Consider the following 22598-nt stretch of genomic DNA (forward strand, 5'->3'; position numbering starts at 1 on the left):
GCACCGGTCTCCTGCTCCTTCAGTAGTCCGATAATCTGCTCTTCCGTGAACCGCGATGGTCGCATCGTCCGTCTCCGTAATCGACGGACTCTACCCAAATCTGGAGGAAGTTCAGGGTCTCAGGTCAAGTTGCATGCCGTCGCCATCGTCATTGAGGTCCAAGTACCGGACGCCCGTCTCTGTGTCTGTCTTTACGTCGTCGAGGCGCAGTTGGGCAATTTCATTGAGGCGAGCGCCGGTGTAGATGCCGATCAGTGGTCCCCAACGTTGGTACTCTTCTCTGATCCACAGACTGTCGTCATTCGTCAGTTCCGCAAGCATGCGCCGTATCTGGCTCTTGCTGAATGCCTCCCTCGTTTCGCCGGAGGAAGCTTTCTGGATGACCATGCGTTCAAATAGATTTTGTGAGACGTAGAAATTATCTTTTCCCCACTGTAACAACGACGAGAATGTCTGAATGTACTTATTCGCCGTTAGGATATCGATCGTCTCAATCGAGGGATCTTTCATAATTTCGTCGAGTGATCGGCCTTTGAGGCTAGGGTTCTTAAATCGGTTCTTCGGATATTGAGTGATGACATTCTTAATCCGCTGAGCGTCCGCTATCGCGATGGACTTCACGTCCTTCTCGCTGCCCAGCAATTCGCAGAGCAGGTTGAAGTGTTTCTCCTTCTCATCGGCCGTACGTAGTCCCCACGCTTTCGCCTTCTGCCTGTCGGCGGTGAAGCGCTTGATTAGATCCTCCAGCGTGATCCCCGCTTCGAGCGGCTGATCCGTAGGGGCGGCGCTGGATGGGAAATTGGATGCCGAAGGCTGTGTCCCAAACTCGTAACCGTCGAGTGTGCGCAGATGGGCGACGAGCGCTCTCAGGTAGCCCCGATAGGCCCGTTTGAACTCGCCTTTGAATATGGCGAACTCGTTAGGATCTTCCGGAAATTGAAGGTCGAGACCTTCGGCATAGAGAGCTAACGCTTCACGTTCGTCGTACCCAGGCACAAGGGGCGAATCGTATTTGATGGCGTCGTCTGCATCCGAGATCTCCGTCTCAATGCTCGCGATCCGTTCGGGCGTCGGTGGCCCGTTGTCGTAAACTCGCCGCTTGGTGACTCTCAGCTTCTCGGAGAACCTCGCCTGTAGGAGGTCCCGTATCTCTCCGAACTTCATGCCCCGTGCCATCGATTCCGTAGTGACGAACTCGGCAAGGTTGGTCAGTAGGCGGGACAGACGCAAGGCCTCTCTAGGCTCTCGCGTCCGAAGTGATGTCCGGATGGTCGTGGCGACACGCCTCGGATGAGCGCCGCGAGGAATCGGCCACCGAAAGTAGAAAATGCCGTTACGCGACAGCTGGAGATAGGTCGGGTTGTGCAACGACGTGTCTCACTCCGATGTCCCACCGGGTGATAGCGATTGCTAAGTCGTTGAACTTAAAAGAGATGGTGGGCGATGCAGGGATTGAACCTGCGACCCCTCCCGTGTGAAGGGAGTGCTCTCCCGCTGAGCTAATCGCCCGTCGGACGCCGCGTTGACGCGGCGCCGTCGTCCATCGCGGCGGGATTTAGTGTGCCGGGGTCGCAGGTGTCAAGCGCGCTCGCGCCGTCACCCACGGCCGAGAAGCCGTTCCACCGTTCCCGGCAGCAGATCGTAGTGGTCGATCAGCACGTCGCCGCCCAGTTCCTCCGCCGGAGTATCGGTGTAGCCGAAGGGCACGACGATGACGGGAACGCGGGCGTTCTTGCCGGTCAGCACGTCGGTCATGCTGTCGCCGACCATGATGGCGCGGTGGGCGGAGCCGCCGGCCCGCTCGATGGTGCCTATGAGATGGCCGGCATCGGGCTTGGAGACCGGGAAGGTGTCCGAGCCGGCGATGACGGCGAAGCGGTCGGTGAGGCCGAGCTGGTCGAGGAGCAAGCGCGAGAGATATTCCAGCTTGTTCGTGCACACCGCGAGCACGTGGCCGCGCTCCGCCAGCACGTCGAGCGCCTCGACGAGGCCGGGGAAGGGGCGCGAGGAATCAGCGATATGGTCGGCATAGTGCTGGAGGAAGCGCTCGTAGAGCCGGTCGAAGGCCGGCGGATCGACGTTGATTCCGGCGGCGGTGAGCCCGCGATTGACCAGCGCCTTGGCGCCGGCGCCGATCATCTTGCGGGTTTCCTCGCGCGGCAGGCGCGGCGCGCCGGCTTCGTCGAGCACGATGTCGAGCGTGTCGAGCAGGTCGGGGGCCGTGTCGACGAGGGTGCCGTCGAGGTCGAAGGCGATCACGGCGGGCTGGGATGAAAGCGCAGACATGACGATTTCCGTGGATGGTGACGGGAAACGGTGGCTGCCCGCCGCCGCGAGACGGGTCAGGATTGCTAGGCCTACAATCCCGCCGCTTTTCGTGTCCAGCGTGGCGCGTCCATCGGGCGCATGCGGAAGGCACCGGGGGGTGGTAACAGGGCAATGTTTCGGGAATTCGTTTGGATGAGGCTGAACATGCGAAGCTGGTTTGGAACGGCCGCCGGTGCCGTGGCGGTGCTGGGACTCGTGGCGATGGCCGCTCCGGCCGGAGCACAGGAGACAGCGCCTTCCGCGACGCCTGCCGCGCCTTCGGGGGCCGCTCCCGCCGGTACCACGCCTGCGCCCGCGGCGGCCGCGCCGGCCCCCGCCGCGCCGGCCGGCAACGCTGCTGTCGGTGCTCCCTCGTCGTCCGGCCCCTTCGTCTTCGGCTCTCCGCCCTCGGCTCAGGCGAACCGCGTCTATTCGGTGAACGTGCGTACCGGCGAAGTGAGCGCCTGCCAGTTCGAGCGGCCGGAAGGCAGCCTCGTCGGCGTCACCCGCTGCTTCCGTCGCGATACGAGCGCCGGCCCGGGCGCGTCCGGCACCTACGACATGGTGACCACCCGCTATTCCGGCGAAACCGGCATCTTCCGGGTGAACGTGCAGACCGGGCAGATGAGCATCTGCTATGTGCGCGACATGCCCAAGGACGGCGGCGGCGTCGAGCCGGCGGTGGTCTGCACCGAGGCGTCGCACTAGGCGAATCGCTGCGGCGAGTCGCCCGTCGCGGTGGGTTGCGACGGGAAGTTGTGTCTCCGGGCGCTGCCGTGGGCTTGTCCCGGCGCCGTAACGGCGCTAGGCAGCGCTTGGAGACTGGAAGTCCTCCAGCCTGAGCCCTTGCGAGCACCATGTCCGACGCTGACGCCCTCAAACGTGAAGCCGCGGCCCGCGCCCTGGAATATGTCCGCTCGGGCATGAAGCTCGGGCTTGGCACCGGCTCGACCGCCAAGCATTTCGTCGACCTTCTGGCCAAGCGGGTCGAAGAAGGGCTGGAGGTGGTCGGCGTGCCGACCTCCGAGGCGACGCGGGCGCAGGCGGAGAGCCTCGGCGTGCCGCTTGGCACGCTCGACGAGCATCCCGTGCTCGATCTGTGCATCGACGGGGCCGACGAGGTGGGGCCGGACCTCTCCCTCATCAAGGGCGGCGGCGGTGCGCTGCTGCGCGAGAAGGTCGTCGCCTCCGCCTCCCGCCAGATGATCGTGATCGCCGACGCCTCCAAGAAGGTGGAGCGGCTCGGCGCCTTTCCGCTGCCCATCGAGGTGGTGGATTTCGGCGTTGCCGCCATCCGCCGGGGCATTGATCGCGCCGCCCGCGCGGCCGGCTGCGAGGGGCTGCTGACCCTGCGTCGGCGTGCCGATGGTCATGTTTTCGTCACGGATCAGGGACACCTGATCCTGGATGCCGCCTATCACAGCATCGCCGATCCCCAGGCTCTGGCCGCGCAATTGTCGAGCGTGCCGGGCGTTGTGGAGCACGGCCTCTTCATCAATCTGGCGAGCCGCGTCATTCTCGCGGGCGCCGGCGGCGTGACGGTCATAGACCGCGCGTGATCAATGTTTGTCAGGGAGACATTCATGCGGCTTGATATTGCAGGACGGCTGACCGGTGTGGCGCTGGCGCTGGCCGCCCTCGCGGGCGCGGCTCCCGCATTGGCCCAGAACCAGCCGTTCAACATGGGCGATGCGAAGGCCGGCGCTGCCGCACCGAGCCCGGAGCGGATGAAGCTCGCCAACGAGCTGCTCGTGGCCAATGGAGAGGCGACCAGCTTCGACGCCATGATCCCCGGCATCATCGAACAGGCGGCCGGCAGCTTCGTGCAGGCCAATCCGGATCTCATCCGCGACCTGCGCGAAGTCGCCAAGCAGCTCGTGCCCCAGTACGAGAGCCGTCGCAGCGAGATCGTGCAGATCCTGGCCCGCACCTATGCCACGGCCTTCACCGACTCCGAGCTTGAGGAACTGCTGACCTTCTACCGCTCGGCCGTGGGCCGGAAGCTGGTGGAGAACCGCCAGAAGCTGCTCGACGCTGGCCTCAGCGGCATTCAGGCGTGGAGCGCCACCTTCTCCCGCGAGATGGAAGGGCGGGTCCGCGAGGAGATGAAGAAGCGCGGCTTCACCATCTGAGGTGTCGCCTTCTCCCCGAGACGCTTCCAATCGGAAATGAAAATGCCCGGCTCACGCCGGGCATTTTGCTTTTGGGAGTATGGGACGGAGCGCCGCGCGGGCGCTCAGTCCTCGTCGCCGCCGACCGGGGCGCGGCGTCCGGTGAGCAGGAAGTAGATCAGCGGCCCGAACAGGGCGAGCGCCGAGAGCGCGTAGAGCGTCAGCGCGATCGGGCTCTGGAACAGCACCACCGGGTCACCGACGCTGATGGCGAGCGCCCGGCGCAGCTGCTGCTCGGCGAGGGGGCCGAGGATGAGGCCGACCACTACCGGAGCAATCGGGTAGTCGTAGCGGCGCAGCACGTAGCCGAGCAGGCCGAAGACCAGCAGCATGCCGAGTTCGACCAGCGAGGGATTGGCACCGAGCGTGCCGAGCGTGGCGAACACGAGGATGCCGCCATAGAGCCAGGGACGCGGGATCGCCAGCAGCTTCACCCACATGCCGACCAGCGGCAGGTTGAGGATCAGCAGCATCGCATTGGCGATGAACAGGCTGGCGATCAGGCCCCAGACGAGCTCCGGATTGGTGGTGAACAGCAGCGGGCCGGGATTGAGCCCGTATTGCTGGAAGCCCGCGAGCATGATCGCGGCCGTGGCCGAGGTCGGCAGGCCGAGCGTGAGCAGCGGCACCAGCACGCCGGCCGCGGCCGCGTTGTTCGCCGCCTCGGGGCCGGCGACGCCTTCGATGGCGCCGTTGCCGAACTCGTCGGGCTTCTTGCAGAGCCGCTTTTCCAGCGCGTAGGAGAGGAAGGTCGGGATTTCCGCGCCGCCCGCCGGCATGGCGCCGATGGGGAAGCCTAGGCCCGTGCCGCGCAGCCAGGGCTTCCAGGAGCGCCGCCAGTCCTCCTTGTTCATGAACACCGAGCCCTTCACCGGCTCGATGGTCTCCTCCGCGCGGTTGCCGGCGGCGACGACGGAGAGCGTCTCGCCGATGGCGAACAGGGCGACGGCGAGCGTCGTCACCTCCACGCCGTCCAGGAGGTCGGGCACGCTGAACGACAGGCGCGCCTGCCCACTCTGCAGGTCGATGCCGATCAGGCCCAGCGCCAGGCCGATAAAGAGGCTGGTGAGCCCGCGCGTCACCGACGAGCCGAAGGCCGCCGAGACGGTGGTGAAGGCCAGCACCATCAGCGCGAAATAGTCCTCCGGCCCGAAGGAGATGGCGATGTCGACAACCGTGGGCGCGACCAGCGCGAGGCCGATGGTGGCGATGGTGCCGGCGACGAAGGAGCCGATGGCGGCGGTGGCGAGCGCCGGCCCGCCGCGCCCGGCCCGGGCCATCTTGTTGCCCTCCAGCGCCGTGACGATGGACGAGCTTTCACCCGGCGTGTTGAGCAGGATGGAGGCGGTGGAGCCGCCATACATGCCGCCATAGTAGATGCCGGCGAACATGATGAGCGAGCCGGCCGGGTCCAGCTTGAAGGTGACCGGCAGCAGCAGCGCGACGGTGAGCGCGGGTCCGATGCCCGGCAGTACGCCGACGGCGGTGCCGAGCATGACGCCGACGAAGGCGAAGACCAGATTCATCGGCTGCAGGGCGATCATGAGGCCCTGAGCGAGGGCGGCAAAGGTATCCATCGGGCGCGTTCCCTCAGATCAGCCGCTCGAGCGGGCCCTGCGGCAGCGAGAGCTGGAGCCCCTTGGCGAAGATGACGTAGATGACGAAGCACAGCACGGTGCCGGCGAGCAGATGCGCCCAGACCGGCCCCTTGCCGAAGCCCTTCGCGGTGGCGGCGAACAGCCAGCCGGTGGCGATGGAGAAGCCGAGGAAAGGCAGCAGCACGATCTGCCCGACAAGGCCGGCGAGTACCCAGGCCATGGGGCCGATCTCGTCGCGCGGCCGTTCGACGGCGCCCCGGCGGATCGCTTCCACGGCCGTGGCGATGGACAGCAACGCGAGGCCGGCCGCGATGATGGTCGGGAAGGCGGCGGGGCCGACGGCCGAGTGGGCGTTGATGCTGGCGAGCCGCCAGGCGTCCCATCCGACGACGAGCGCCAGTGCGGCGAGCCCGAAGGCGATGACGAAGCCGGCCTTGTCGGGCCGCTTGGTGGTGGTGATGCGAGGATCGCTCATCGGGCTGCTCCCGGCGGGTAGAAACAAGTCTCCCCCGCGGCCTCGCGGCCCGGGGGAGCGGAAGGTAGACGGTCCGGCCACCCCTTACTGGGCGAGGCCGATATCCTTGAGGATCGTCTGGGTGGACGCGATGTCCTTGGCGAGCTGCGCCTCGAAGGCCGGGCCGGAGAGGTAGGTGTCGGCCCAGCCCTTCTGGGCGAGCAGGTCGGTCCAGGCCTTCGACTTGGCCATCTTGTCGACGGTCTCGGTCAGGGCCTGCTTCTGCTCGGGCGTGATGCCGGGAGCGGCGGCGACCATGCGCCAGTTCTGGATCTCGACGTCGACGCCGCTTTCCTTGAACGTGGGCACGTCCTTCGCCTCGGGCAGGCGCTCGGCGCTGGAGACACCGAGGATGCGCAGCTTGCCGGCTTTCGCCTGCGCGTCGTACTCCGACAGGCTGGAGATGCCGACCGTGACCTTGCCGCCGAGCAGCGAGGCGAGGGATTCGCCGCCGCCGGAGAAGGCGATGTAGTTCACCTTGGTCGGGTCGACGCCGAGGGCCTTGGCGATCAGGCCGGCGGTGATGTGGTCGGTACCGCCGGCGGAGCCACCGGCCCAAGACACCTTCTGCGGGTCGGCCTTCAGCGCCGCCACGAGGTCGGCCATCGACTTGAGCGGCGAATTGGCCGGCACGGCGATCGCCTCGTATTCGCCGGTGAGGCGGGCGATCGGGGTGACCTGTGAGAGGTTGACCGGCGACTTGTTGGTGATGATCGCGCCGACCATCACGTAGCCGCCGACGATCAGGGCCTTGGGGTCGCCCTTGCTGGTGTTGACGAACTGCGCGAGGCCGATGGTGCCGCCGGCGCCGGGCACGTTCATCACCTGCACGTTCGGCACGAGCTTGTCGGCCTGCAGCACCTGCTGCATCGAGCGGGCGGTCTGGTCCCAGCCGCCGCCGGGGGCGGCGGGGGCGATGATCTTCAGCTCGCTGACCTGGGCGGAGGCGGCGCCGAACGGCGCGACGGCGACGGCTGCGGCGAGCAGCGCTCCGCGGAACATATGCTTCATGGTTTCCTCCAAGGGATAAGTCGGCGGCACATTGGACGCTGGCCGCCGCTTGAACGCCGACTGGAAGCTAGAGCGCGAAGGCCCATCGTGTCGAGTTCCCCGGATGTCTAAGGCTTTTCGCGCGGCAGCTATGCACCGCCTTGACGCCGGGCTCCGTCGGGGCGACATGCCTGAGGCATTCGCAGCGCAGCGGGAGAGCCGGGCAATGGACCATTTCGACGTCGACCTGTTTGTCATCGGCGCGGGCTCGGGCGGCGTGCGCGCGGCGCGCATCGCGGCCGGCTACGGGGCGAAGGTGAAGATCGCCGAGGAATACCGGGTCGGCGGCACCTGCGTGATCCGCGGCTGCGTGCCGAAGAAGCTGTTCGTCTACGCCTCCCGTTTCGCGCACGAGTTCGAGGACGCCGCCGGCTTCGGCTGGAACGTGGAGGGCGTCTCGTTCGACTGGCCGACGCTGGTCGCCAACAAGGACAAGGAGATCGCCCGCCTGGAGGGCGCCTATCGCGCCAATCTGGAGCGTTCGGGCGTCGAGATCATTGCCCAGCGCGCGGTAATCGAGGGGCCGCATGCGGTGCGCCTTGCCGACGGCACGCGGCTGACCGCGCGGACGATCCTGATCGCCACCGGCGCCCGCCCCAATCTCGGCCTCGACTTTCCCGGCCGCGAGCTCGGCATCACCTCCAATGAGGCGTTCCATCTGGAGAGCTTCCCCCAGCGCATCATCGTTCAGGGCGCCGGCTACATCGCGCTGGAATTCGCCAGCCTCTTCGCCGGCCTCGGCGCGCAGGTCACGGTGGTGCATCGCGGCGACGAGCTGCTGCGCGGCTTCGACGAGGATATCCGCGCCCGCATGATCGACGAGATGAAGCAGAACGGCATCACCTTCGAGCTCGGCGCCACCATCGACGGCATCTTCGCCTTCGAGAGCGGCAAGCGCGTGCGGCTGAACGATGGTCGCGACCTCTTCGCCGACGAGGTGATGCTGGCCATCGGCCGCGTGCCGAACACCATCGGGCTGGGGCTCGATACGGTGGGCGTCGAGCTGAACGAGGCCGGCGCCATCGCGGTGGACGCGGCCTCGCGCACCAGCGTGCCGTCCATCTATGCCGTCGGCGACGTCACCGACCGGGTGAACCTCACCCCCGTCGCCATCCGCGAGGGTCACGCCTTCGCCGATACCGTGTTCGGCGGCAAGCCGTGGTCGGTGAACTACGACGTCATCCCGACGGCGGTGTTCACGGAGCCGGAGATCGGCGTGGTCGGCCTCCCGGAGGCCGAGGCGCGCGCGCAGGGGCGGCGGGTCGACATCTACAAGACCGACTTCCGCCCGATGAAGGCGACCCTGTCGGGCCGCGTCACGCGCGTCTTCATGAAGCTCGTGGTCGATCAGGCCGACGACCGGGTGCTCGGCGTCCACCTGATCGGCGAGGGCTCGGCGGAGATCGCGCAGATCGCCGCCATCGCGCTGAACCTGTCGGCGACCAAGGCGGATTTCGACCGCACCATGGCGCTGCACCCTTCCGCCGCCGAGGAACTGGTGACGCTCCGGGGCAAGCACGAGTCGAGCGACCCGCTGCCGGAAGCCTCCACCGAGGTGACCCCGGCGCTTTGAGGCGGCGCGCTTCCCGCGCGCCTACCTCTTCCGGGCAATCGTGCAAGATTGACCCTGCGGCGGCATACTGGCGCTGCCGCGAGCCTTGGGTGTATAAGGCCCGCCTTTCCCGCCGAGGACGAGCTTCGGCGGCGTTTTCTGTTTGTTGGAGGCCGTCATGTCTGATCGCTGGACGCCGGATAGCTGGAGGGCCATGCCCATTCAGCAGGTGCCGGAATATCCGGACGCCGAAGCCCTGGCTTCGGTGGAGCGTCAGCTTGCCTCCTTTCCCCCGCTGGTTTTTGCAGGTGAAGCCCGCCGGCTGAAGCGCGAGCTCGCCAAGGTGGCGACCGGCGAGGCGTTCCTGCTCCAGGGCGGCGACTGCGCCGAGAGCTTCGCCGAGCATTCGGCCGACAACATCCGCGATTTCTTCCGCGTCTTCCTGCAGATGGCGGTGGTGCTGACCTATGCCGGCGCCTCGCCGGTGGTGAAGGTCGGCCGCATCGCGGGCCAGTTCGCCAAACCGCGCTCGGCGCCGATGGAGAAGGTGGGCGATGTCGAGCTGCCGTCCTACCGGGGCGACATCGTCAACGACATCGAGTTCACCGCGGCCTCGCGCATCCCCGATCCGCGCCGCCAGCTCGAGGCGTACCGCCAGTCGGCGGCGACGCTGAACCTGTTGCGCGCCTTCGCGAATGGCGGTTATGCGAGCCTCGGCAACGCGCATCAGTGGATGCTGGGCTTCATCAAGGACTCTCCGCAGTCCGGCCGGTACCAGGCTCTCGCCGATCGCATCACCGAGGCGCTCGACTTCATGCGCGCCATCGGCATCGATCCGGAGAACCACCCGGAGATGCGCACGACCGATTTCTTCACCTCGCACGAGGCGCTGCTGCTCGGCTACGAGCAGGCGCTGACCCGCGTGGATTCCACCACCGGCGACTGGTACGCGACCTCCGGCCACATGATCTGGGTCGGCGACCGCACCCGTCAGGCGGACCACGCGCATATCGAGTATTGCCGCGGCGTGAAGAACCCGCTCGGTCTGAAGTGCGGTCCCTCGCTGAAGCCGGACGACCTGCTGCGCCTCATCGACACCCTCAATCCGCAGAACGAGCCGGGCCGGCTGACCCTCATCGCCCGCTTCGGCGCGGACAAGGTCGGCGAGCACCTGCCGGCGCTGCTGCGCGCGGTGAAGCGCGAGGGCCGCACCGTGGTGTGGTCGTGCGACCCGATGCACGGCAACACCATCAAGGCGGCCTCCGGCTTCAAGACCCGGCCGTTCGACCAGATCCTCAAGGAGGTGAAGGACTTCTTCGCCGTCCATGCGGCCGAGGGCACCTATGCCGGCGGCGTGCATCTGGAGATGACCGGCAAGAACGTCACCGAGTGCACCGGCGGCGCGCGCGCGATCTCGGACGCGGACCTCAAGGACCGCTACCACACCTATTGCGACCCGCGCCTCAACGCCGAGCAGGCCATCGAGATGGCCTTCCTCGTCGCCGAGCTGCTCAAGCAGGAGCGTGCCGGGCGCGCGCGTCCGGTGATCGAAGCCGCGGAGTGAGCAGGGCGGGCCGGGCGAAAAGCCCTTTGCCCGTTCCGGCACCCACGTTAAGGAAACACCGCAGCTTCGGCTGCGGTGTTTTCGTTTGGAGCCCGGCGTGCCGCAGGACGTCTCGCAGCAGGACACTTCGTCTGGGAATGCCGGGCGACCGGACACCGGCCGCGAGGTCATCTTCGCGAGCGAGAATGTCCGTGTCGTGCGCACGCCCGGACGGCGCACCGATGTCGCCTTCGTTACCTTCGAGGCGCACCAGATCAATCCGCCGCGCGACCGCCAGGGCTTCGGCGAGAAGTTCCTGCAGGACAACGGCTTCACCGCCTATCACCTGCTCGCCAACGACAATTTCTGGTTCCAGTACCCCGAGATGGAGCAGGTGCTCGCGGCGGTGCGGGCGGACGTCGCGCCGGGCACCGAGATCGTCGCCTATGGCGTCAGCATGGGCGGCTATGCGGCGTTCCGCTTCGCCGGGCTTCTCGGCGCGGCGCGCGTCATCGCCTTCTCACCGCAATACAGCATCGACAAGAAGGTAACGCCCTGGGACAAGAGGTGGGACCGGCTGTTCGACCGTCCCCGCCAGGTTCTGTGGGAGCACCTGACGACCCCGCGCGGGGTGCCGATCTATCTCTTCTACGACCCGCACAACCGCGACCGGCATCATGTGCGCCTGCTGGCGAAAGAGGCGGATGTGGTGCGCGTGCGCGTGCCCTATGCCGGCCACGCGACCATCACCGTCTTCATGGAAACCGGCCTGCTCGGCCGCACCATCCTCGACATCGGCGAAAACCGCTTCGACGCGGCCGCCTGCGAGCGCGAGCTGAAGACTCATCTCGAGCGTTCCCCGCTCTATGTCGCCAAGCGCGCGCGCAAGCGGGACCGGTTCCTGCGGCGCCTGCGGGCCGATTTCATCGACTGGTTCGGCTAGAAAGACGTTTAAAATCAGCTTCTTGCCGAATGTTGAAGCGCTCGTGAGGGCGGGGGCATTGCCGCGCTTGGGGGCACTTCGCTAGTTTGCCGGCGATGCGGACGCCTTTTCGCGCCGGATGAGTTTCAGGAGGCTGCCCCGTGCGGCAGACCATTTTCGAAAGTGCTGACGTCTCCGTCGTCAAGGTGCCCGGGCATCGTGAGGATGTGGTGTTCGTCACCTTCGAGTCGTTCAACCCGAACCACAAGCCGGACCGCGCGGGCTTCGGCGAAGGTTTCTTCCGCAGCCGCGGCTTCACCGCCTATCACGTCCTGCCCTCCGCAAATGTCTGGTATCACTATCCGGAAATGAAGGAGGCGCTGGCACGGCTGCGGGCCGATCTTCCGGCAGGGGCACGGGTCGTCACCTACGGCATGAGCATGGGCGGCTACGCGGCCTATCGCTTCTCCGACTGGGTCGGGGCGGATGTGGTGATCGCCTTTTCCCCGCAATACAGCATCGACCCGTGGCGCGTGTGGTGGTGGGAGCGCCGCTGGGGCTCGGAAGGCAAGTCCTTCATCTGGGACCGCCAGCCGCCGCGCCGGGAGGCGGTGAAGTACGTCTTCTACGATCCGCTGAACCAGGACCGCCGGCATGTGCGGCGGCTGCGGCGGGAGGCGCCGCTGGAGCTTGTGCGCGCCTATTTCAGCGGCCACGCCACCATCACCTTCGTGCAGGAGTGCGGCATGCTGGAAGCGGCGGTGATCGGCATTGCCGAGGACCGCTTCGATGCGCGCGATTTCGAGCGGCAGCTCTGGCGCCAGCGCACCGCCTCCGCGACCTATCACAAGATGCGCCGGCGCAAGAAGACCGGCATCTTCCGGCGCCTGCGCTACATCTGCATCGAGCGTTTTCTTGCCCGCCGCCTCGGCGTGGCGGAAGGTTCGGACCCGGCCGGCCTGCTGCCCGGCCAGGGCCCGGTTTAGCTCGCTGCGCGGCGCGGGAGGGGTGTCCCCGTCTCGGTCAGCCCCAGCCTTCCAGCACGATCTTGCCGATCGACCGGCCGCTCTCGATGGCGGCGTGGGCGCGCTTGAGATTGGCTGCGTTGATGGTGCCGAAATGGGCGCCGAGCGTGGTGCGCAACGTGCCGGCGTCGACGAGGCGCGACACCTCCTCCAGAATCTCGTGCTGGCGGATCATGTCCGGCGTCTGGAACATGGAGCGGGTGAACATCAGCTCCCAGTGCAGCGACAGGCTCTTGCCTTTCAGCGGCAGCGCATCGAGCGTCTGCGGGTCGTCAATGATGGCGATGCGGCCCTGCGGTTTCGCGCCCTTCACGATCTCCGCCCAGTGCCGGTCGGTGTTGGTGAGCGTGTAGGTGTAGTCGACGAGCCCGAGCCCGGCCGCTTCCAGCTCGGCGGCGAGAGGGCGGGAATGGTCGATCACCGCATGCGCGCCGAGGTCCTCGATCCATTTGCGGCTTTCCGGCCGCGAGGCGGTGCCGATGACGGTCAGCTGCGTGAGCTGGCGGGCGAACTGCACGGCCAGCGAGCCCACGCCGCCGGCGGCCCCGACGACGAGCAGCTTCGCTCCCGCATCCTTGGCGGGTACCTGCAGCCGATCGAACAGCCCTTCCCAGGCGGTGAGCGAGGTCAGCGGCAGGGCGGCGGCCTCCGCGAAGCCGAGGCTCTTCGGCTTGTGGCCGGCAATGCGTTCGTCGACGAGATGCAATTCGGCATTGGTGCCCGGCCGGTTCAGGTCACCGGCGTAGAACACCGCGTCGCCCGGCCGGAACAGGGTGACGTCCGCCCCCACCGCCTCGACGATGCCGGCCGCGTCCCAGCCGAGGATGACCGGCGCCTCGTCCGTACCGGCGCGGCGCATGCGTACCTTGGTGTCCACCGGATTGACCGAGACCGCCTGCACGCGCACCAGCAGGTCGCGTGGACCGGGAACCGGGGCGGGGGTGTCGAAATCGAAGAGCGAGCGCTCCTCGGCGATGGGCAGCGACTGGACGTAGCCGACGGCTTTCATGGAGGTCTCCTGCGTGCGGCGCATGTGAGTTGATCGTGGCTCCGAGATGTTGCCATGGGCCGTCGAAGCGCAAGAACGCACGAATTTGTCGGCAGGTATCGAAATTGTAAGTCCCTTCCGCAAACGCCTCGCGCTACCTAGATTTCCGGCTCCGATCGGGAGATGAGGACATGGCGAGGCGCCACGGCAACTATTCGCGCGGCAAGGGCTGCGCCGTCGAGGCGGCGCTGGAGGTGATCGGCGCCAAATGGAAGGGCGGCATCATCTACCACCTGCTTTGCGGCGAGCTGCGCTTCAGCGAGCTGCGCCGGCGCATGCCGACCGTGACCCAGCGCATCCTCGCCAAGGCGCTGCGCGAACTGGAGGCGGACGGCGTCATCTCCCGCACCGTCTACCCGACCGTGCCCCCGCAGGTGGGCTATCGGCTGACGGCCGAGGGCGAGCGCCTGCGTGTGGCGGTGCAGGAGCTTCATGCCTGGGGCACGCGGCGCAAGCCGCCGGTCGAGCTCGTGCCGGCCGACGCGGTGCCGAGCGACATCGCGGCGGAATGAGCTTTTCGCCTTCCGGACTCGCCATTGGCGATCCGGCTGATTAGAAGGCCGGTAGCGCCATATCCTCGTCTTGCCGTCGAATCGGGCAGGGTGGGTGTGGCGCGCACGGATGTCGTTCGGATCGCCCATCGGATCATCATGACCACCACCCCGGAGCAGCCCGTCGCGGGGGGCGTCTCGCCCCGGCGGCGCTATTTCGAGCCGAAACGGCGTAGCAAGCTGCGGCGGTGGATCACCGGCACCAGCCAGAAGACCGGCCGCTCCGTCGGCCGCCTGCTGTTCGACACGGAGGGCCGGCCGCGCCCATGGCTGCGCACGCTGCTGTTCGATGCCTATCAGCGCCCGCGCCCCGGCCTTGAAGGCGTGGTCTTCAAGGAACCCGGCCGTCCGCGGCGTCCCTTCGCCGACTGGCTTTCCCACGCCGACGACACGCTGGCGCCGCTAGTCGCACATCTGCCGTTCCCATCCCCGGACGAAGGCGGGCGCCGCGCCGTGCTCGTGGTCGTGGCGGGCGATGCCGCTCCCGTCGAGGGGCTGGTGCGCACGCTGGAGCCCGAACACTCGGTGATCCTCCTGCGGCTCGACGGCCGGACGGAGAGCGTCGCCGGCGCGGTGCTGGTATCGATCGACGTTGCCGCCTCCCGCGCCCCGCGCCCGGTGTTGCTGGACGCGCTGGCCCGCCGCGCCGCCGCCTGCCGCCCGCTCTTCGCCGTGACGGTGGGGCTCGACGTGGCCGATGCCGCCGACCTGCTGGAGCAGCGCAACGTCCCGGTGGTGACGCTGGCCGGGTCGCCGGAGAGCTACGCCGGCCGCCACGAGGCGCTGGAGCGCGTGCTCGACCGTGCCGGCGCCGTGGCCTTCCCGTCGGAAGTGGCGAGGAGTGCCGCGCTGGCGCTGCTGCCGCGCTTCGCCGGCCGCCGGCGTCTCGTCGTCGCGTCGGCGCCGGAAGAGGTCGCCGCCATTGGCCGCGAGATCGGCGCCGAGCTCGACAATGAACTCGCGCTGGTGCTCGCCACCGGGCCGGAGCGGCTGGAAATGCTCGCCATCGTGCGCGAGGACGACCCGCCCGGCGAGATCGACATTCCGGCGCGCCTCGCCACGCTGATCGCCAACTGGCGCCGCAAGGCGCTGCTGCGGCGTCATCCGAACCGCCCGCCGCTGCGCCGGCCGTTCTCCGGCTTCCACCCGCTGATCTATGCCGAGCACCATCCCGTCGCCTGCTTCGACGGGCGGCGCTATCCGCTCTCGCACTGGATCGAGCGCGGCCGGCCGGAGGGGCCGTGGACGATGCCGGTCATCGGCCCGCCTGCCGCCCCCGTGGCGAGCGGACTCAGGACCGCGCTGCACGGTCATTTCTTCTACACCGATCTGCTGCCCGAGCTGTTGCAGCGCCTGTCGGCCAACGCCTCGCGCCCCGATCTCTTCCTCACCACCGACACGGCGGCGAAGGTGGAGGAGCTGCGCGCGATGACGGCGGACTATCCCGCCCGCGTGCGCATCGACATCGTGCCGAATATCGGCCGCGACGTCGGCCCCTTCCTCACCGCCCTGCGCGACGCGCTCACCGGGGGCGGCTACGACGTCTTCCTCCACGTGCACGGCAAGAAGACCAAGGGCCGCCGCCGCGCCATCGGCGATCCCTGGCGCAACTTCCTGTGGGAGAACCTGATCGGCGGCGAGCACGCCATGCTCGACGCGGTGCTCGCCCATATGGCGGCGCATCCCGGCGTCGGCCTGGTCTTTCCGGAAGACACGCATCTGCTCGACTGGGCGCGCAACGCCCGCGTGGCCGAGGAGCTGCGCCGCGACATGGGGCTCACCGAGCCGATGGGCACCTATGTCGACTTCCCGGTCGGCAACATGTTCGCCGTGCGCCCGGCGGCGCTGGCGCCGGTGCTCGCCCTCGGCCTCGACTGGCAGGACTATCCCGCCGAGCCGATCCCGGACGATGGCACGGTGATGCACGGACTGGAGCGCCTGCTGCCGATGGTGGTGCGCAAGGCCGGCCTCGGCGTCGCCGCCGTGCGGGTGCCGGGCACTGACTGGGATTGATTGCGGGGACCTCTCGGGAACGCTAAATCACCGCCATGTCACAGGAACCTGCCGACCAGCTCCTCATCGCGCTTGCGCAGCTCAACCCGATCGTCGGCGACGTCGCCGGCAATATGCGTCAGGCGCGCGAGGCGCGGGCGCAGGCGGCTGAGCAGGGAGCCGAGCTTCTCGTCTTCACCGAGCTGTTCCTCTCCGGCTACCCGCCGGAGGACCTCGTGCTCAAGCCGTCCTTCCAGGCGGCCTGCCGCGCGGCGGTGGAGGAACTCGCCGCCGATACCGTTGACGGCGGCCCGGCGCTGCTGATCGGTACGCCGTGGCTCGACGGCGGCAAGCTCTACAACGCCGTGCTGCTGCTCGATGAAGGCCGGGTGGCGGCGGCGCGCTACAAGGTCGACCTGCCCAATTACGGCCCCTTCGACGAGAAGCGGGTTTTCGCTGCTGGCCCGATGCCGGGGCCCATCCCCTTCCGCGGCGTGCGGATCGGTGTCCCGGTCTGCGAGGATATCTGGTCGCAGGACGTGATCGAATGCCTCGCCGAGACCGGCTCGGAGCTGCTGCTCGTGCCCAACGGCTCGCCCTATCGGCGCAGCGTCTACGACGAGCGGATGAATGTCGCGGTCGCCCGTGTGGTCGAGAGCGGGCTGCCGCTCGCCTATGTGAACCAGGTGGGCGGCCAGGACGAACTGGTCTTCGACGGCGGCTCCTTCGTGCTCAATGCCGACCGTACGCTGCCCATCCAACTGCCGAATTTCCAGGAGAGGGTGCGCCTCACCCGCTGGGAGCGCTGGGCCGATGGCTGGCGCTGCGAGGAGGGCGCGCGGGCGCCGCTGCTGCTCGAGGACGAGGCCGACTATGCCGCCTGCGTCATGGGACTGCGCGATTACGTGGAGAAGAACCGCTTTCCCGGCGTCGTGCTCGGCCTGTCGGGGGGCATCGATTCCGCGCTCGTTGCCGCCATGGCGGTGGACGCGCTGGGCCCCGAGCGGGTGCACTGCGTGATGCTGCCCTATCGCTACACCTCGAACGAGTCGTTGTCGGATGCCGCCGGCGTCGCGCAGGCGCTGGGCGTGCGCTACGACATCCTGCCCATCGCCGAGGGTGTCGAGGCGCTCGAGAAGGTGCTGGCGCCGATGTTCGACGGCCAGCCGCGCGATGTGACCGAGGAGAATCTCCAGTCGCGCGTGCGCGGCACGCTGCTGATGTCGATCTCCAACAAGTTCGGCGCCATGGTCGTGACCACCGGCAACAAGTCGGAGATGTCGACCGGCTACGCCACGCTCTACGGCGACATGAACGGCGGCTATAACCCGCTGAAGGACCTCTACAAGACGCAGGTCTTCCGGCTCTGCGCGCTGCGCAACCGCTGGAAGCCGGCCTATGCCCTCGGCCCCGCCGGTCCGGTGATCCCCGAGAACGTCATCACCAAGCCGCCGACCGCCGAGCTGCGCGAGAACCAGAAGGACCAGGACAGCCTGCCGCCCTACGATGTGCTCGACGCCATTCTGGAACGTCTGGTGGAGCGTGAGCTGCCGGTCGCCGACATCGTGGCGGAGGGGTTCGAGGCGGCGCTGGTGGCGCGGGTCGAGCGCCTGCTCAACATCGCCGAGTACAAGCGCCGGCAGGCGGCGCCGGGCGTGAAGGTGACGGCGCGCAATTTCGGACGCGACCGGCGCTATCCCGTCACCAACCGCTTCCGCGAGACCGCGTAGCGCCGGGCCTTCCCGCTGTCGTGATGCGCCGAGTCCGCGCTCCGGTGCTATCACTTGTCCTGCCTGTGATTTTGCAGGGCGTGCGGCCGGAGTTGAGGCCTATGACGACGGCGAGGACGGTCGGGTTCGCGATCCTGCTGGCCGGATGCTTCGTCGGCGTGCCGGCCGCCGCACAGGACATGCTGCGCTATCTCGACCTGAACTCGCCGCGGATGACGACGGCCGAAATGACCCGTGCCGAGGTCGAGGCCCGGATCGCTGCCGCAAGGCCGGGCGAGCCTGTCGATCTCGCGGGGCGTCAGCTCAACGGTCTCGATCTGTCCGGCCTCGACCTGACCGGGGCGAATTTCCGCGCCGCCCTGCTCAACGGCGCAAATCTATCCCATGCGCGGCTTGATGGGGCGGTGTTCGATCAGGCCTGGATGCTGAAGGCCGACCTTTCCGGTGCCAGCCTGAAGAAGGCCCGCCTGTTCGGCACGCAGGCACAGGATGGCCGGCTCGCCGGCGCCGATCTCTCCGGCGCCCGCATCGCGGGCGATTTCTCGCGCGCCGATCTCGGCAAGGCCGATCTCTCCGGCGCCGACTTCAGCGCCGACATGCGCAACCAGTCGATGGGCCTGATGCGCGGTGTACTGAACTCGGCCAATCTCGAAGGGGCCGATCTGAAAGGTGCCAACCTGTCCCGCGCCCAGCTTCGCCATGCCAATCTCAGGACGGCGGATCTGGCAGGCGCCTCGCTTGTCGGCATGGAGGCCGCCGGCACGGACTTCACCGGGGCCAATGTGGCGGGCGCGGATTTCAGAAATGCCGATGTCGACTCGGCGCGGCTGATCGATCTCGCCGGCCTCGCGGAAGCGAAGAATCTGGATGCGGCCCGGAATCTGGGCCTCGCCATACGCAAGTGATGGGTCGGTGTGGTTGTAAGCCGCTCTCGCCTCGGCGATAAGGCGCGCATCATGAGCATCAAACCCGTCCTGCGCTTCGCGCCGTCGCCGACCGGCCTCCTGCATGTCGGCAATGCCCGCACGGCGCTCTACAACGCGCTTTATGCCCGGCGCGAGGGCGGCACCTTCATCCTGCGCTACGACGACACCGACACGGCCCGCTCGACCGAGGCGTTCGCGGACGCCATTGCCGAGGATGTCGACTGGCTGGGTATCCGCCCGGATCGGGTGGAGCATCAGTCACGCCGGCTTCCGCGCTATGATGCGGCGGTGGAGCGGCTGAAGGCGCAGGGCCGGCTCTATCCGGCCTATGAGACGGAAGAGGAGCTGGAGACGCGGCGCCTCTCGCGGCGTCGGCGCGGCCTGCCGCCGATCTATGACCGGGCGGCGCTGAAGCTCACCGAGGCCGACCGCGCGCGGCTGGAGGCGGAAGGGCGCCGGCCGCATTGGCGCTTCCGCCTCGACGGGCGTCAGGTCGTCTGGACCGACATGGTGCGCGGCGAGCAGGGCGTCGACACCGCGACCCTCTCCGATCCCGTGCTGGTGCGCGAGGACGGCAGCTATCTCTACACGCTGACCTCGGTGGTCGACGATATCGAGATGGGCGTCACCCATGTGGTGCGCGGCGAGGACCACGTCACCAATACCGGCGTGCAGATCGAGATCATCGAGGCGCTGGGGGCGAAGCCGCCCGCCTTCGGTCACCACAATCTCCTGATCCTGCCGAGCGGCGAGGGGCTGTCCAAGCGCCTCGGCCATCTCTCCCTGCGCGCGCTGCGCGAGGCGGGGGAGGAGGCGCTCGCGGTGGCCTCGCTCGCGGTGCTCACGGGCACGTCTCTGGCGGTGGAGCCGGTAGCGGATCTCGATGCACTCGCCGCGCGGATCGACTTCGCCAAAATCTCCCGCGCGCCGGCCCGCTTCGATCCGGCGGAACTGTCCGCGCTCACGGCGGCGACGCTCCACCATCTGCCCTTCGCGACGGTGGCGGATCGCCTCGCCGCTCTTGGCGTTGGAGGCGGGGAGGCGTTCTGGCTCGCGGTGCGGGGCAATCTCGCCCGGCTCCCGGATGCCGCCGTGTGGTGGCGCGTGGTCGAGGGGCCGCTTGCTCCCGTCGTTGCAGCCAAGGACAGGGAGTTCCTCGCGGACGCGGCGGCGCTGCTGCCGGAGGAGTCGTGGGACGGTGAGGTCTATGCGCGCTGGATGGCGGCGGTGAAGCCGGCGAGCGGGCGGTCGGGCCGCGCGCTGTTCCATCCGCTGCGGCTTGCCCTTACCGGCGCGGAGAGCGGGCCGGAACTGAAGGCGCTGCTGCCGCTCATCGGCCGCGCCCGGGCGCTCGCGCGCCTGCGCGGCGAGCCGGGCTGACGATCAGGCCATCAGGATTTAGTACAGGTCTCAGGGCTTGGCGCCGGCCGGCGGATTGGCCGGGCGCGGCTGGGACATCTCGCGCGCGGCGTCCTCGGTGACGACGATGTCGCCCTTGCGCAGCGTCATGTCCTGCTGCTGGCCGAGCGCCTGCGCCCAGTTCATGCCGGCGGGGCGGCAGGAGCAGGCGGCGACGAACTGCTTCTTGTAGAGCAGGGCGTTGGGCAGCGACATGTAGGTCTGCCCATTGGTGCCGACGGCCTGCTCGATGTCCTCGCCCGGATTGCGATAGGCGAACAGTCGCGCCTCGGTGCCGGGGCACTGGCGCTGGCACTGGGCCTCGTCCGAGGGGAAGCGCGACGGGCTGGCGGAGAAGGAGATCGGGAAGAAGAAGCCGTCGCAGGTGCGCACGCAGACGGTCCGATAGGTCGAGACCTTCGGCATCTCCATCGGCTGAACGTTTTCAAGGGAAGGGGACTCCTCCGGCTCCTGCGGGGTGCGCGGTGCGCCGAAGAGCTGTTCGAAGAAGTTGCGCGGGCGCCTCTGCTCCCCGGCGGCGTCGTTGCGTCGGCCCTGGCCGAGCGCGGCCTGGTATTGCGGGCCACAATTGTTCTGCGCCAGCGCGTAGATGAGCTGGCGGCGCTGGGACTCGGTGCCGCTGCGCTGGCCGCGCGCCTGCACCATGGTGCGGTCGAGCGCCGAGCGCGCCTGCGTCAGGCGGCTGTTGAGCGCCTCGCACTGGGGCGGCAGCTGCGGCTGGAAGATGAGGAAGCCGCGCTTGTCGCAGCCCAGCTGGCGCGCCTGCGCCGCAAGGTCCGCGACCTCCTTCTGCTGGCGCGCGATGGTTCCGCCGAGATTGGGCTGCCCGCCTTGGCCGCTGTCGAGCGCGGAGAGCTGGCCCTCCAGCCGCATGCAGGTCGCACGGTCGCCGCCCGGTGCGCCCTGCGCGTGCGCCAGACCTACGGAAGCGGCGAGTGTCGCGGCGGCGAGAAGGCAGGCGGCGAGGCGGGGGCGTTGAAACATCATCAGTCGGGACTGCAATCGGACCTGTCAGACGGCACCACGGGCAGGTGTGCCGGAATCGACGCGAAGGCGCAATGAGCACGGCGAGCTTGTCGAAAGTTTGAACCCGCTTTCCGACACCGATGCAACTCTTTCGCGTGGCGATCCGCCATCGTCCCGCGCAAAGGCACCTCTCGCGCGGAAGAACGCCGTTGCGGGAAAGCACGCCATACCCATATGCGGATGCGGTGATGATCCGGAGTTTCCCATCCATGACCCGCGCCGTTCGCGCCGCCCTGCGCTCCCTGCCTCTTGCCGCCCTCGTTCTCGCGGGCGCGCTCGGCCTCGCCGGTCCGGCGCGGGCACAGGAGCCGGACCTCATCTTCCGCAAGTCGACGGTGTGGAACTTCCTGACCCCCGACGACAAGCTGGCGACCTACGGCATCGACGATCCCGTGGTCGCGGGCGTCGCCTGCCATTACACCGTGCCGGAAAAGGGCGGCATGAAAGGCATGCTGGGCGTCGCGGAGGAGGTGTCGGACATCTCCATCGCCTGCCGGCAGATCGGGCCGATCTCCTTCCGCAGCAAGTTCGGGCAGGGCGATGTCGTCTATCGCGAGAGCCGCTCGCTCATCTTCAAGAAGATGCAGATCGTGCGCGGCTGCGACACCCGGCGCAACGTGTTGGTCTATCTCGTCTATTCGGACAAGCTGATCGACGGCAGCCCGAAGAACTCGACCTCGACCGTGCCGATCATGCCGTGGGGCGCGACGAACGAGGCGCCCAAATGCGCCGATTACCTCAAGTGAGGGCGCGGCGGCTCAGCGTGTGCAGGTGTCAGCGCGTGCAGGTGATCGCGACCGAGTCCTGGCAGTTGCTGCCGTAGCAGGCCGTGCGCACCGGCGTGGTGCCGACCGAACCGAGCACTGCGTCCGACTTCACCGTGCCGAAATTGACGGCGCGCTCGTAATCATGGACCCGGCACCAGGCGTCCGCCATGGCCTGTCCGCAGGTCGCGCCCGAGGCGATGCAGGCATCGATGCCGTAGCCGTCCGAGGAATCGATCAGGAACAGCTTGTCGGCTCCCCCGGCGAGCGCGAGGCCGGGCGCCAGGCAGAGGGCAGCAGCAAGAATGGCCGGGCGGAGACGGCGAACGGCGGGGAGCATCGCGGACATGGGACGGATCGTGTGTTGGGGCGGCTGGCGTGGGGCTTGCGGATACACGGCAAGTGAACGCGAATATGGCGGGAAGGTTTGAACCGAGCCTTAACACCGCCATTCGGGCGC

At 68.0% G+C, this 22598-nt stretch carries 21 protein-coding genes and 1 tRNA gene; 13 read left to right on the forward strand and 9 right to left on the reverse strand.

The genetic code is table 11. The annotated features are described in order from the left end of the window. Positions 1 to 111 precede the first annotated feature (111 nt). From STARVERO_RS04940 to STARVERO_RS04950, 3 genes are all read right to left on the reverse strand, one after another. Positions 112 to 1230 (reverse strand): site-specific integrase, encoded by a 1119-nt coding sequence (locus STARVERO_RS04940; protein ID WP_159598101.1) that lies wholly within the window; start codon positions 1228 to 1230, stop codon positions 112 to 114. 204 nt (positions 1231 to 1434) lie between these two features. Continuing rightward, positions 1435 to 1509 (reverse strand) — tRNA-Val (locus tag STARVERO_RS04945). A gap of 87 nt (positions 1510 to 1596) precedes the next feature. Beyond that, positions 1597 to 2286: an HAD-IA family hydrolase gene (locus STARVERO_RS04950; protein WP_144342505.1), complete on the reverse strand. Its 690-nt coding sequence runs from the start codon at positions 2284 to 2286 to the stop codon at positions 1597 to 1599. A gap of 186 nt (positions 2287 to 2472) precedes the next feature. On the opposite strand from STARVERO_RS04950, the gene STARVERO_RS04955 reads away from it, so the two are divergent. From STARVERO_RS04955 to STARVERO_RS04965, 3 genes are all read left to right on the forward strand, one after another. Then, entirely contained in the window at positions 2473 to 3015 is a 543-nt protein-coding gene (locus tag STARVERO_RS04955; RefSeq protein ID WP_144342506.1) for a hypothetical protein, read from the forward strand. A gap of 149 nt (positions 3016 to 3164) precedes the next feature. Beyond that, positions 3165 to 3866: a ribose-5-phosphate isomerase RpiA gene (gene rpiA / locus STARVERO_RS04960; protein WP_159598102.1), complete on the forward strand. Its 702-nt coding sequence runs from the start codon at positions 3165 to 3167 to the stop codon at positions 3864 to 3866. Between the two features lie 24 nt (positions 3867 to 3890). Further along, positions 3891 to 4439: a DUF2059 domain-containing protein gene (locus STARVERO_RS04965; RefSeq protein ID WP_244616590.1), complete on the forward strand. Its 549-nt coding sequence runs from the start codon at positions 3891 to 3893 to the stop codon at positions 4437 to 4439. Positions 4440 to 4543: 104 nt separating this feature from the next. Here the strand turns inward: STARVERO_RS04965 and STARVERO_RS04970 are convergent, their stop codons facing one another. The 3 genes from STARVERO_RS04970 to STARVERO_RS04980 form a co-directional block, all read right to left on the reverse strand. Then, positions 4544 to 6055: a tripartite tricarboxylate transporter permease gene (locus STARVERO_RS04970; RefSeq protein WP_144342509.1), complete on the reverse strand. Its 1512-nt coding sequence runs from the start codon at positions 6053 to 6055 to the stop codon at positions 4544 to 4546. 13 nt (positions 6056 to 6068) lie between these two features. Further along, on the reverse strand, positions 6069 to 6551 hold the full coding sequence (locus STARVERO_RS04975; RefSeq protein ID WP_159598103.1) for a tripartite tricarboxylate transporter TctB family protein: 483 nt from the start codon (positions 6549 to 6551) through the stop codon (positions 6069 to 6071). A gap of 84 nt (positions 6552 to 6635) precedes the next feature. Next, the gene (locus STARVERO_RS04980; protein WP_144342511.1) at positions 6636 to 7601 is read right to left on the reverse strand and encodes a Bug family tripartite tricarboxylate transporter substrate binding protein; all 966 of its coding nucleotides are present in this window, start codon (positions 7599 to 7601) and stop codon (positions 6636 to 6638) included. A 205-nt stretch (positions 7602 to 7806) separates the two neighbouring features. Between STARVERO_RS04980 and gor the strand changes: the two genes are divergently transcribed. The 4 genes from gor to STARVERO_RS05000 all read left to right on the forward strand — a co-directional run bounded on the left by gor (position 7807) and on the right by STARVERO_RS05000 (position 12643). Beyond that, complete coding sequence (gor, locus tag STARVERO_RS04985; RefSeq protein WP_159598104.1) at positions 7807 to 9213, forward strand: glutathione-disulfide reductase; 1407 nt, start codon at positions 7807 to 7809, stop codon at positions 9211 to 9213. A 157-nt stretch (positions 9214 to 9370) separates the two neighbouring features. Then, positions 9371 to 10756, forward strand: a complete 1386-nt coding sequence (locus STARVERO_RS04990) for a class II 3-deoxy-7-phosphoheptulonate synthase (protein ID WP_144342513.1) — start codon at positions 9371 to 9373, stop codon at positions 10754 to 10756. A 97-nt stretch (positions 10757 to 10853) separates the two neighbouring features. Beyond that, complete coding sequence (locus STARVERO_RS04995) at positions 10854 to 11678, forward strand: alpha/beta hydrolase (RefSeq protein WP_159598105.1); 825 nt, start codon at positions 10854 to 10856, stop codon at positions 11676 to 11678. Positions 11679 to 11818: 140 nt separating this feature from the next. After that, the gene (locus tag STARVERO_RS05000; protein WP_144342515.1) at positions 11819 to 12643 is read left to right on the forward strand and encodes an alpha/beta fold hydrolase; all 825 of its coding nucleotides are present in this window, start codon (positions 11819 to 11821) and stop codon (positions 12641 to 12643) included. Between the two features lie 37 nt (positions 12644 to 12680). On the opposite strand, the gene STARVERO_RS05005 is transcribed toward STARVERO_RS05000, so the two are convergent. Then, positions 12681 to 13691, reverse strand: coding sequence for a zinc-binding alcohol dehydrogenase family protein (locus STARVERO_RS05005; RefSeq protein ID WP_159598106.1), 1011 nt, complete (start codon positions 13689 to 13691; stop codon positions 12681 to 12683). 170 nt (positions 13692 to 13861) lie between these two features. Between STARVERO_RS05005 and STARVERO_RS05010 the strand changes: the two genes are divergently transcribed. From STARVERO_RS05010 to STARVERO_RS05030, 5 genes are all read left to right on the forward strand, one after another. Continuing rightward, a complete protein-coding gene (locus STARVERO_RS05010) occupies positions 13862 to 14242 on the forward strand; it encodes a winged helix-turn-helix transcriptional regulator (protein ID WP_159598107.1) in 381 nt (126 codons plus the stop codon). A 138-nt stretch (positions 14243 to 14380) separates the two neighbouring features. After that, positions 14381 to 16294, forward strand: a complete 1914-nt coding sequence (locus STARVERO_RS05015; RefSeq protein ID WP_159598108.1) for a rhamnan synthesis F family protein — start codon at positions 14381 to 14383, stop codon at positions 16292 to 16294. A gap of 35 nt (positions 16295 to 16329) precedes the next feature. Next, complete coding sequence (locus tag STARVERO_RS05020; protein ID WP_144342519.1) at positions 16330 to 18003, forward strand: NAD+ synthase; 1674 nt, start codon at positions 16330 to 16332, stop codon at positions 18001 to 18003. Between the two features lie 101 nt (positions 18004 to 18104). Beyond that, positions 18105 to 18908, forward strand: coding sequence for a pentapeptide repeat-containing protein (locus STARVERO_RS05025; protein WP_159598109.1), 804 nt, complete (start codon positions 18105 to 18107; stop codon positions 18906 to 18908). Positions 18909 to 18959: 51 nt separating this feature from the next. After that, positions 18960 to 20309: a glutamate--tRNA ligase gene (locus STARVERO_RS05030; RefSeq protein WP_159598110.1), complete on the forward strand. Its 1350-nt coding sequence runs from the start codon at positions 18960 to 18962 to the stop codon at positions 20307 to 20309. Positions 20310 to 20339: 30 nt separating this feature from the next. Here the strand turns inward: STARVERO_RS05030 and STARVERO_RS05035 are convergent, their stop codons facing one another. Then, complete coding sequence (locus STARVERO_RS05035) at positions 20340 to 21335, reverse strand: DUF2865 domain-containing protein (RefSeq protein ID WP_144342522.1); 996 nt, start codon at positions 21333 to 21335, stop codon at positions 20340 to 20342. Between the two features lie 248 nt (positions 21336 to 21583). Between STARVERO_RS05035 and STARVERO_RS05040 the strand changes: the two genes are divergently transcribed. Further along, positions 21584 to 22120 carry a CreA family protein gene (locus STARVERO_RS05040; RefSeq protein ID WP_144342523.1) on the forward strand — a complete coding sequence of 179 codons (537 nt, stop codon included), beginning with the start codon at positions 21584 to 21586 and terminating at the stop codon, positions 22118 to 22120. Between the two features lie 28 nt (positions 22121 to 22148). Here STARVERO_RS05040 and STARVERO_RS05045 read toward each other — a convergent pair whose 3' ends face one another. Then, positions 22149 to 22487 (reverse strand): hypothetical protein, encoded by a 339-nt coding sequence (locus STARVERO_RS05045; protein WP_244616592.1) that lies wholly within the window; start codon positions 22485 to 22487, stop codon positions 22149 to 22151. Positions 22488 to 22598: the final 111 nt, after the last annotated feature.

Source organism: Starkeya nomas, assembly GCF_902703545.1.
Taxonomy (GTDB): domain Bacteria; phylum Pseudomonadota; class Alphaproteobacteria; order Rhizobiales; family Xanthobacteraceae; genus Ancylobacter; species Ancylobacter moscoviensis.

Coding starts and splice junctions, on each gene's coding strand:
- STARVERO_RS04950 (WP_144342505.1), bottom strand. CDS start 2,286: ATGTCTGCGCTTTCATCCCAGCCCGCCGTGATCGCCTTCGACCTCGAC.
- STARVERO_RS04955 (WP_144342506.1), top strand. CDS start 2,473: ATGCGAAGCTGGTTTGGAACGGCCGCCGGTGCCGTGGCGGTGCTGGGA.
- rpiA (WP_159598102.1), top strand. CDS start 3,165: ATGTCCGACGCTGACGCCCTCAAACGTGAAGCCGCGGCCCGCGCCCTG.
- STARVERO_RS04965 (WP_244616590.1), top strand. CDS start 3,891: ATGCGGCTTGATATTGCAGGACGGCTGACCGGTGTGGCGCTGGCGCTG.
- STARVERO_RS04970 (WP_144342509.1), bottom strand. CDS start 6,055: ATGGATACCTTTGCCGCCCTCGCTCAGGGCCTCATGATCGCCCTGCAG.
- STARVERO_RS04975 (WP_159598103.1), bottom strand. CDS start 6,551: ATGAGCGATCCTCGCATCACCACCACCAAGCGGCCCGACAAGGCCGGC.
- STARVERO_RS04980 (WP_144342511.1), bottom strand. CDS start 7,601: ATGAAGCATATGTTCCGCGGAGCGCTGCTCGCCGCAGCCGTCGCCGTC.
- gor (WP_159598104.1), top strand. CDS start 7,807: ATGGACCATTTCGACGTCGACCTGTTTGTCATCGGCGCGGGCTCGGGC.
- STARVERO_RS04990 (WP_144342513.1), top strand. CDS start 9,371: ATGTCTGATCGCTGGACGCCGGATAGCTGGAGGGCCATGCCCATTCAG.
- STARVERO_RS05005 (WP_159598106.1), bottom strand. CDS start 13,691: ATGAAAGCCGTCGGCTACGTCCAGTCGCTGCCCATCGCCGAGGAGCGC.
- STARVERO_RS05010 (WP_159598107.1), top strand. CDS start 13,862: ATGGCGAGGCGCCACGGCAACTATTCGCGCGGCAAGGGCTGCGCCGTC.
- STARVERO_RS05015 (WP_159598108.1), top strand. CDS start 14,381: ATGACCACCACCCCGGAGCAGCCCGTCGCGGGGGGCGTCTCGCCCCGG.
- STARVERO_RS05020 (WP_144342519.1), top strand. CDS start 16,330: ATGTCACAGGAACCTGCCGACCAGCTCCTCATCGCGCTTGCGCAGCTC.
- STARVERO_RS05025 (WP_159598109.1), top strand. CDS start 18,105: ATGACGACGGCGAGGACGGTCGGGTTCGCGATCCTGCTGGCCGGATGC.
- STARVERO_RS05030 (WP_159598110.1), top strand. CDS start 18,960: ATGAGCATCAAACCCGTCCTGCGCTTCGCGCCGTCGCCGACCGGCCTC.
- STARVERO_RS05035 (WP_144342522.1), bottom strand. CDS start 21,335: ATGATGTTTCAACGCCCCCGCCTCGCCGCCTGCCTTCTCGCCGCCGCG.
- STARVERO_RS05040 (WP_144342523.1), top strand. CDS start 21,584: ATGACCCGCGCCGTTCGCGCCGCCCTGCGCTCCCTGCCTCTTGCCGCC.
- STARVERO_RS05045 (WP_244616592.1), bottom strand. CDS start 22,487: ATGTCCGCGATGCTCCCCGCCGTTCGCCGTCTCCGCCCGGCCATTCTT.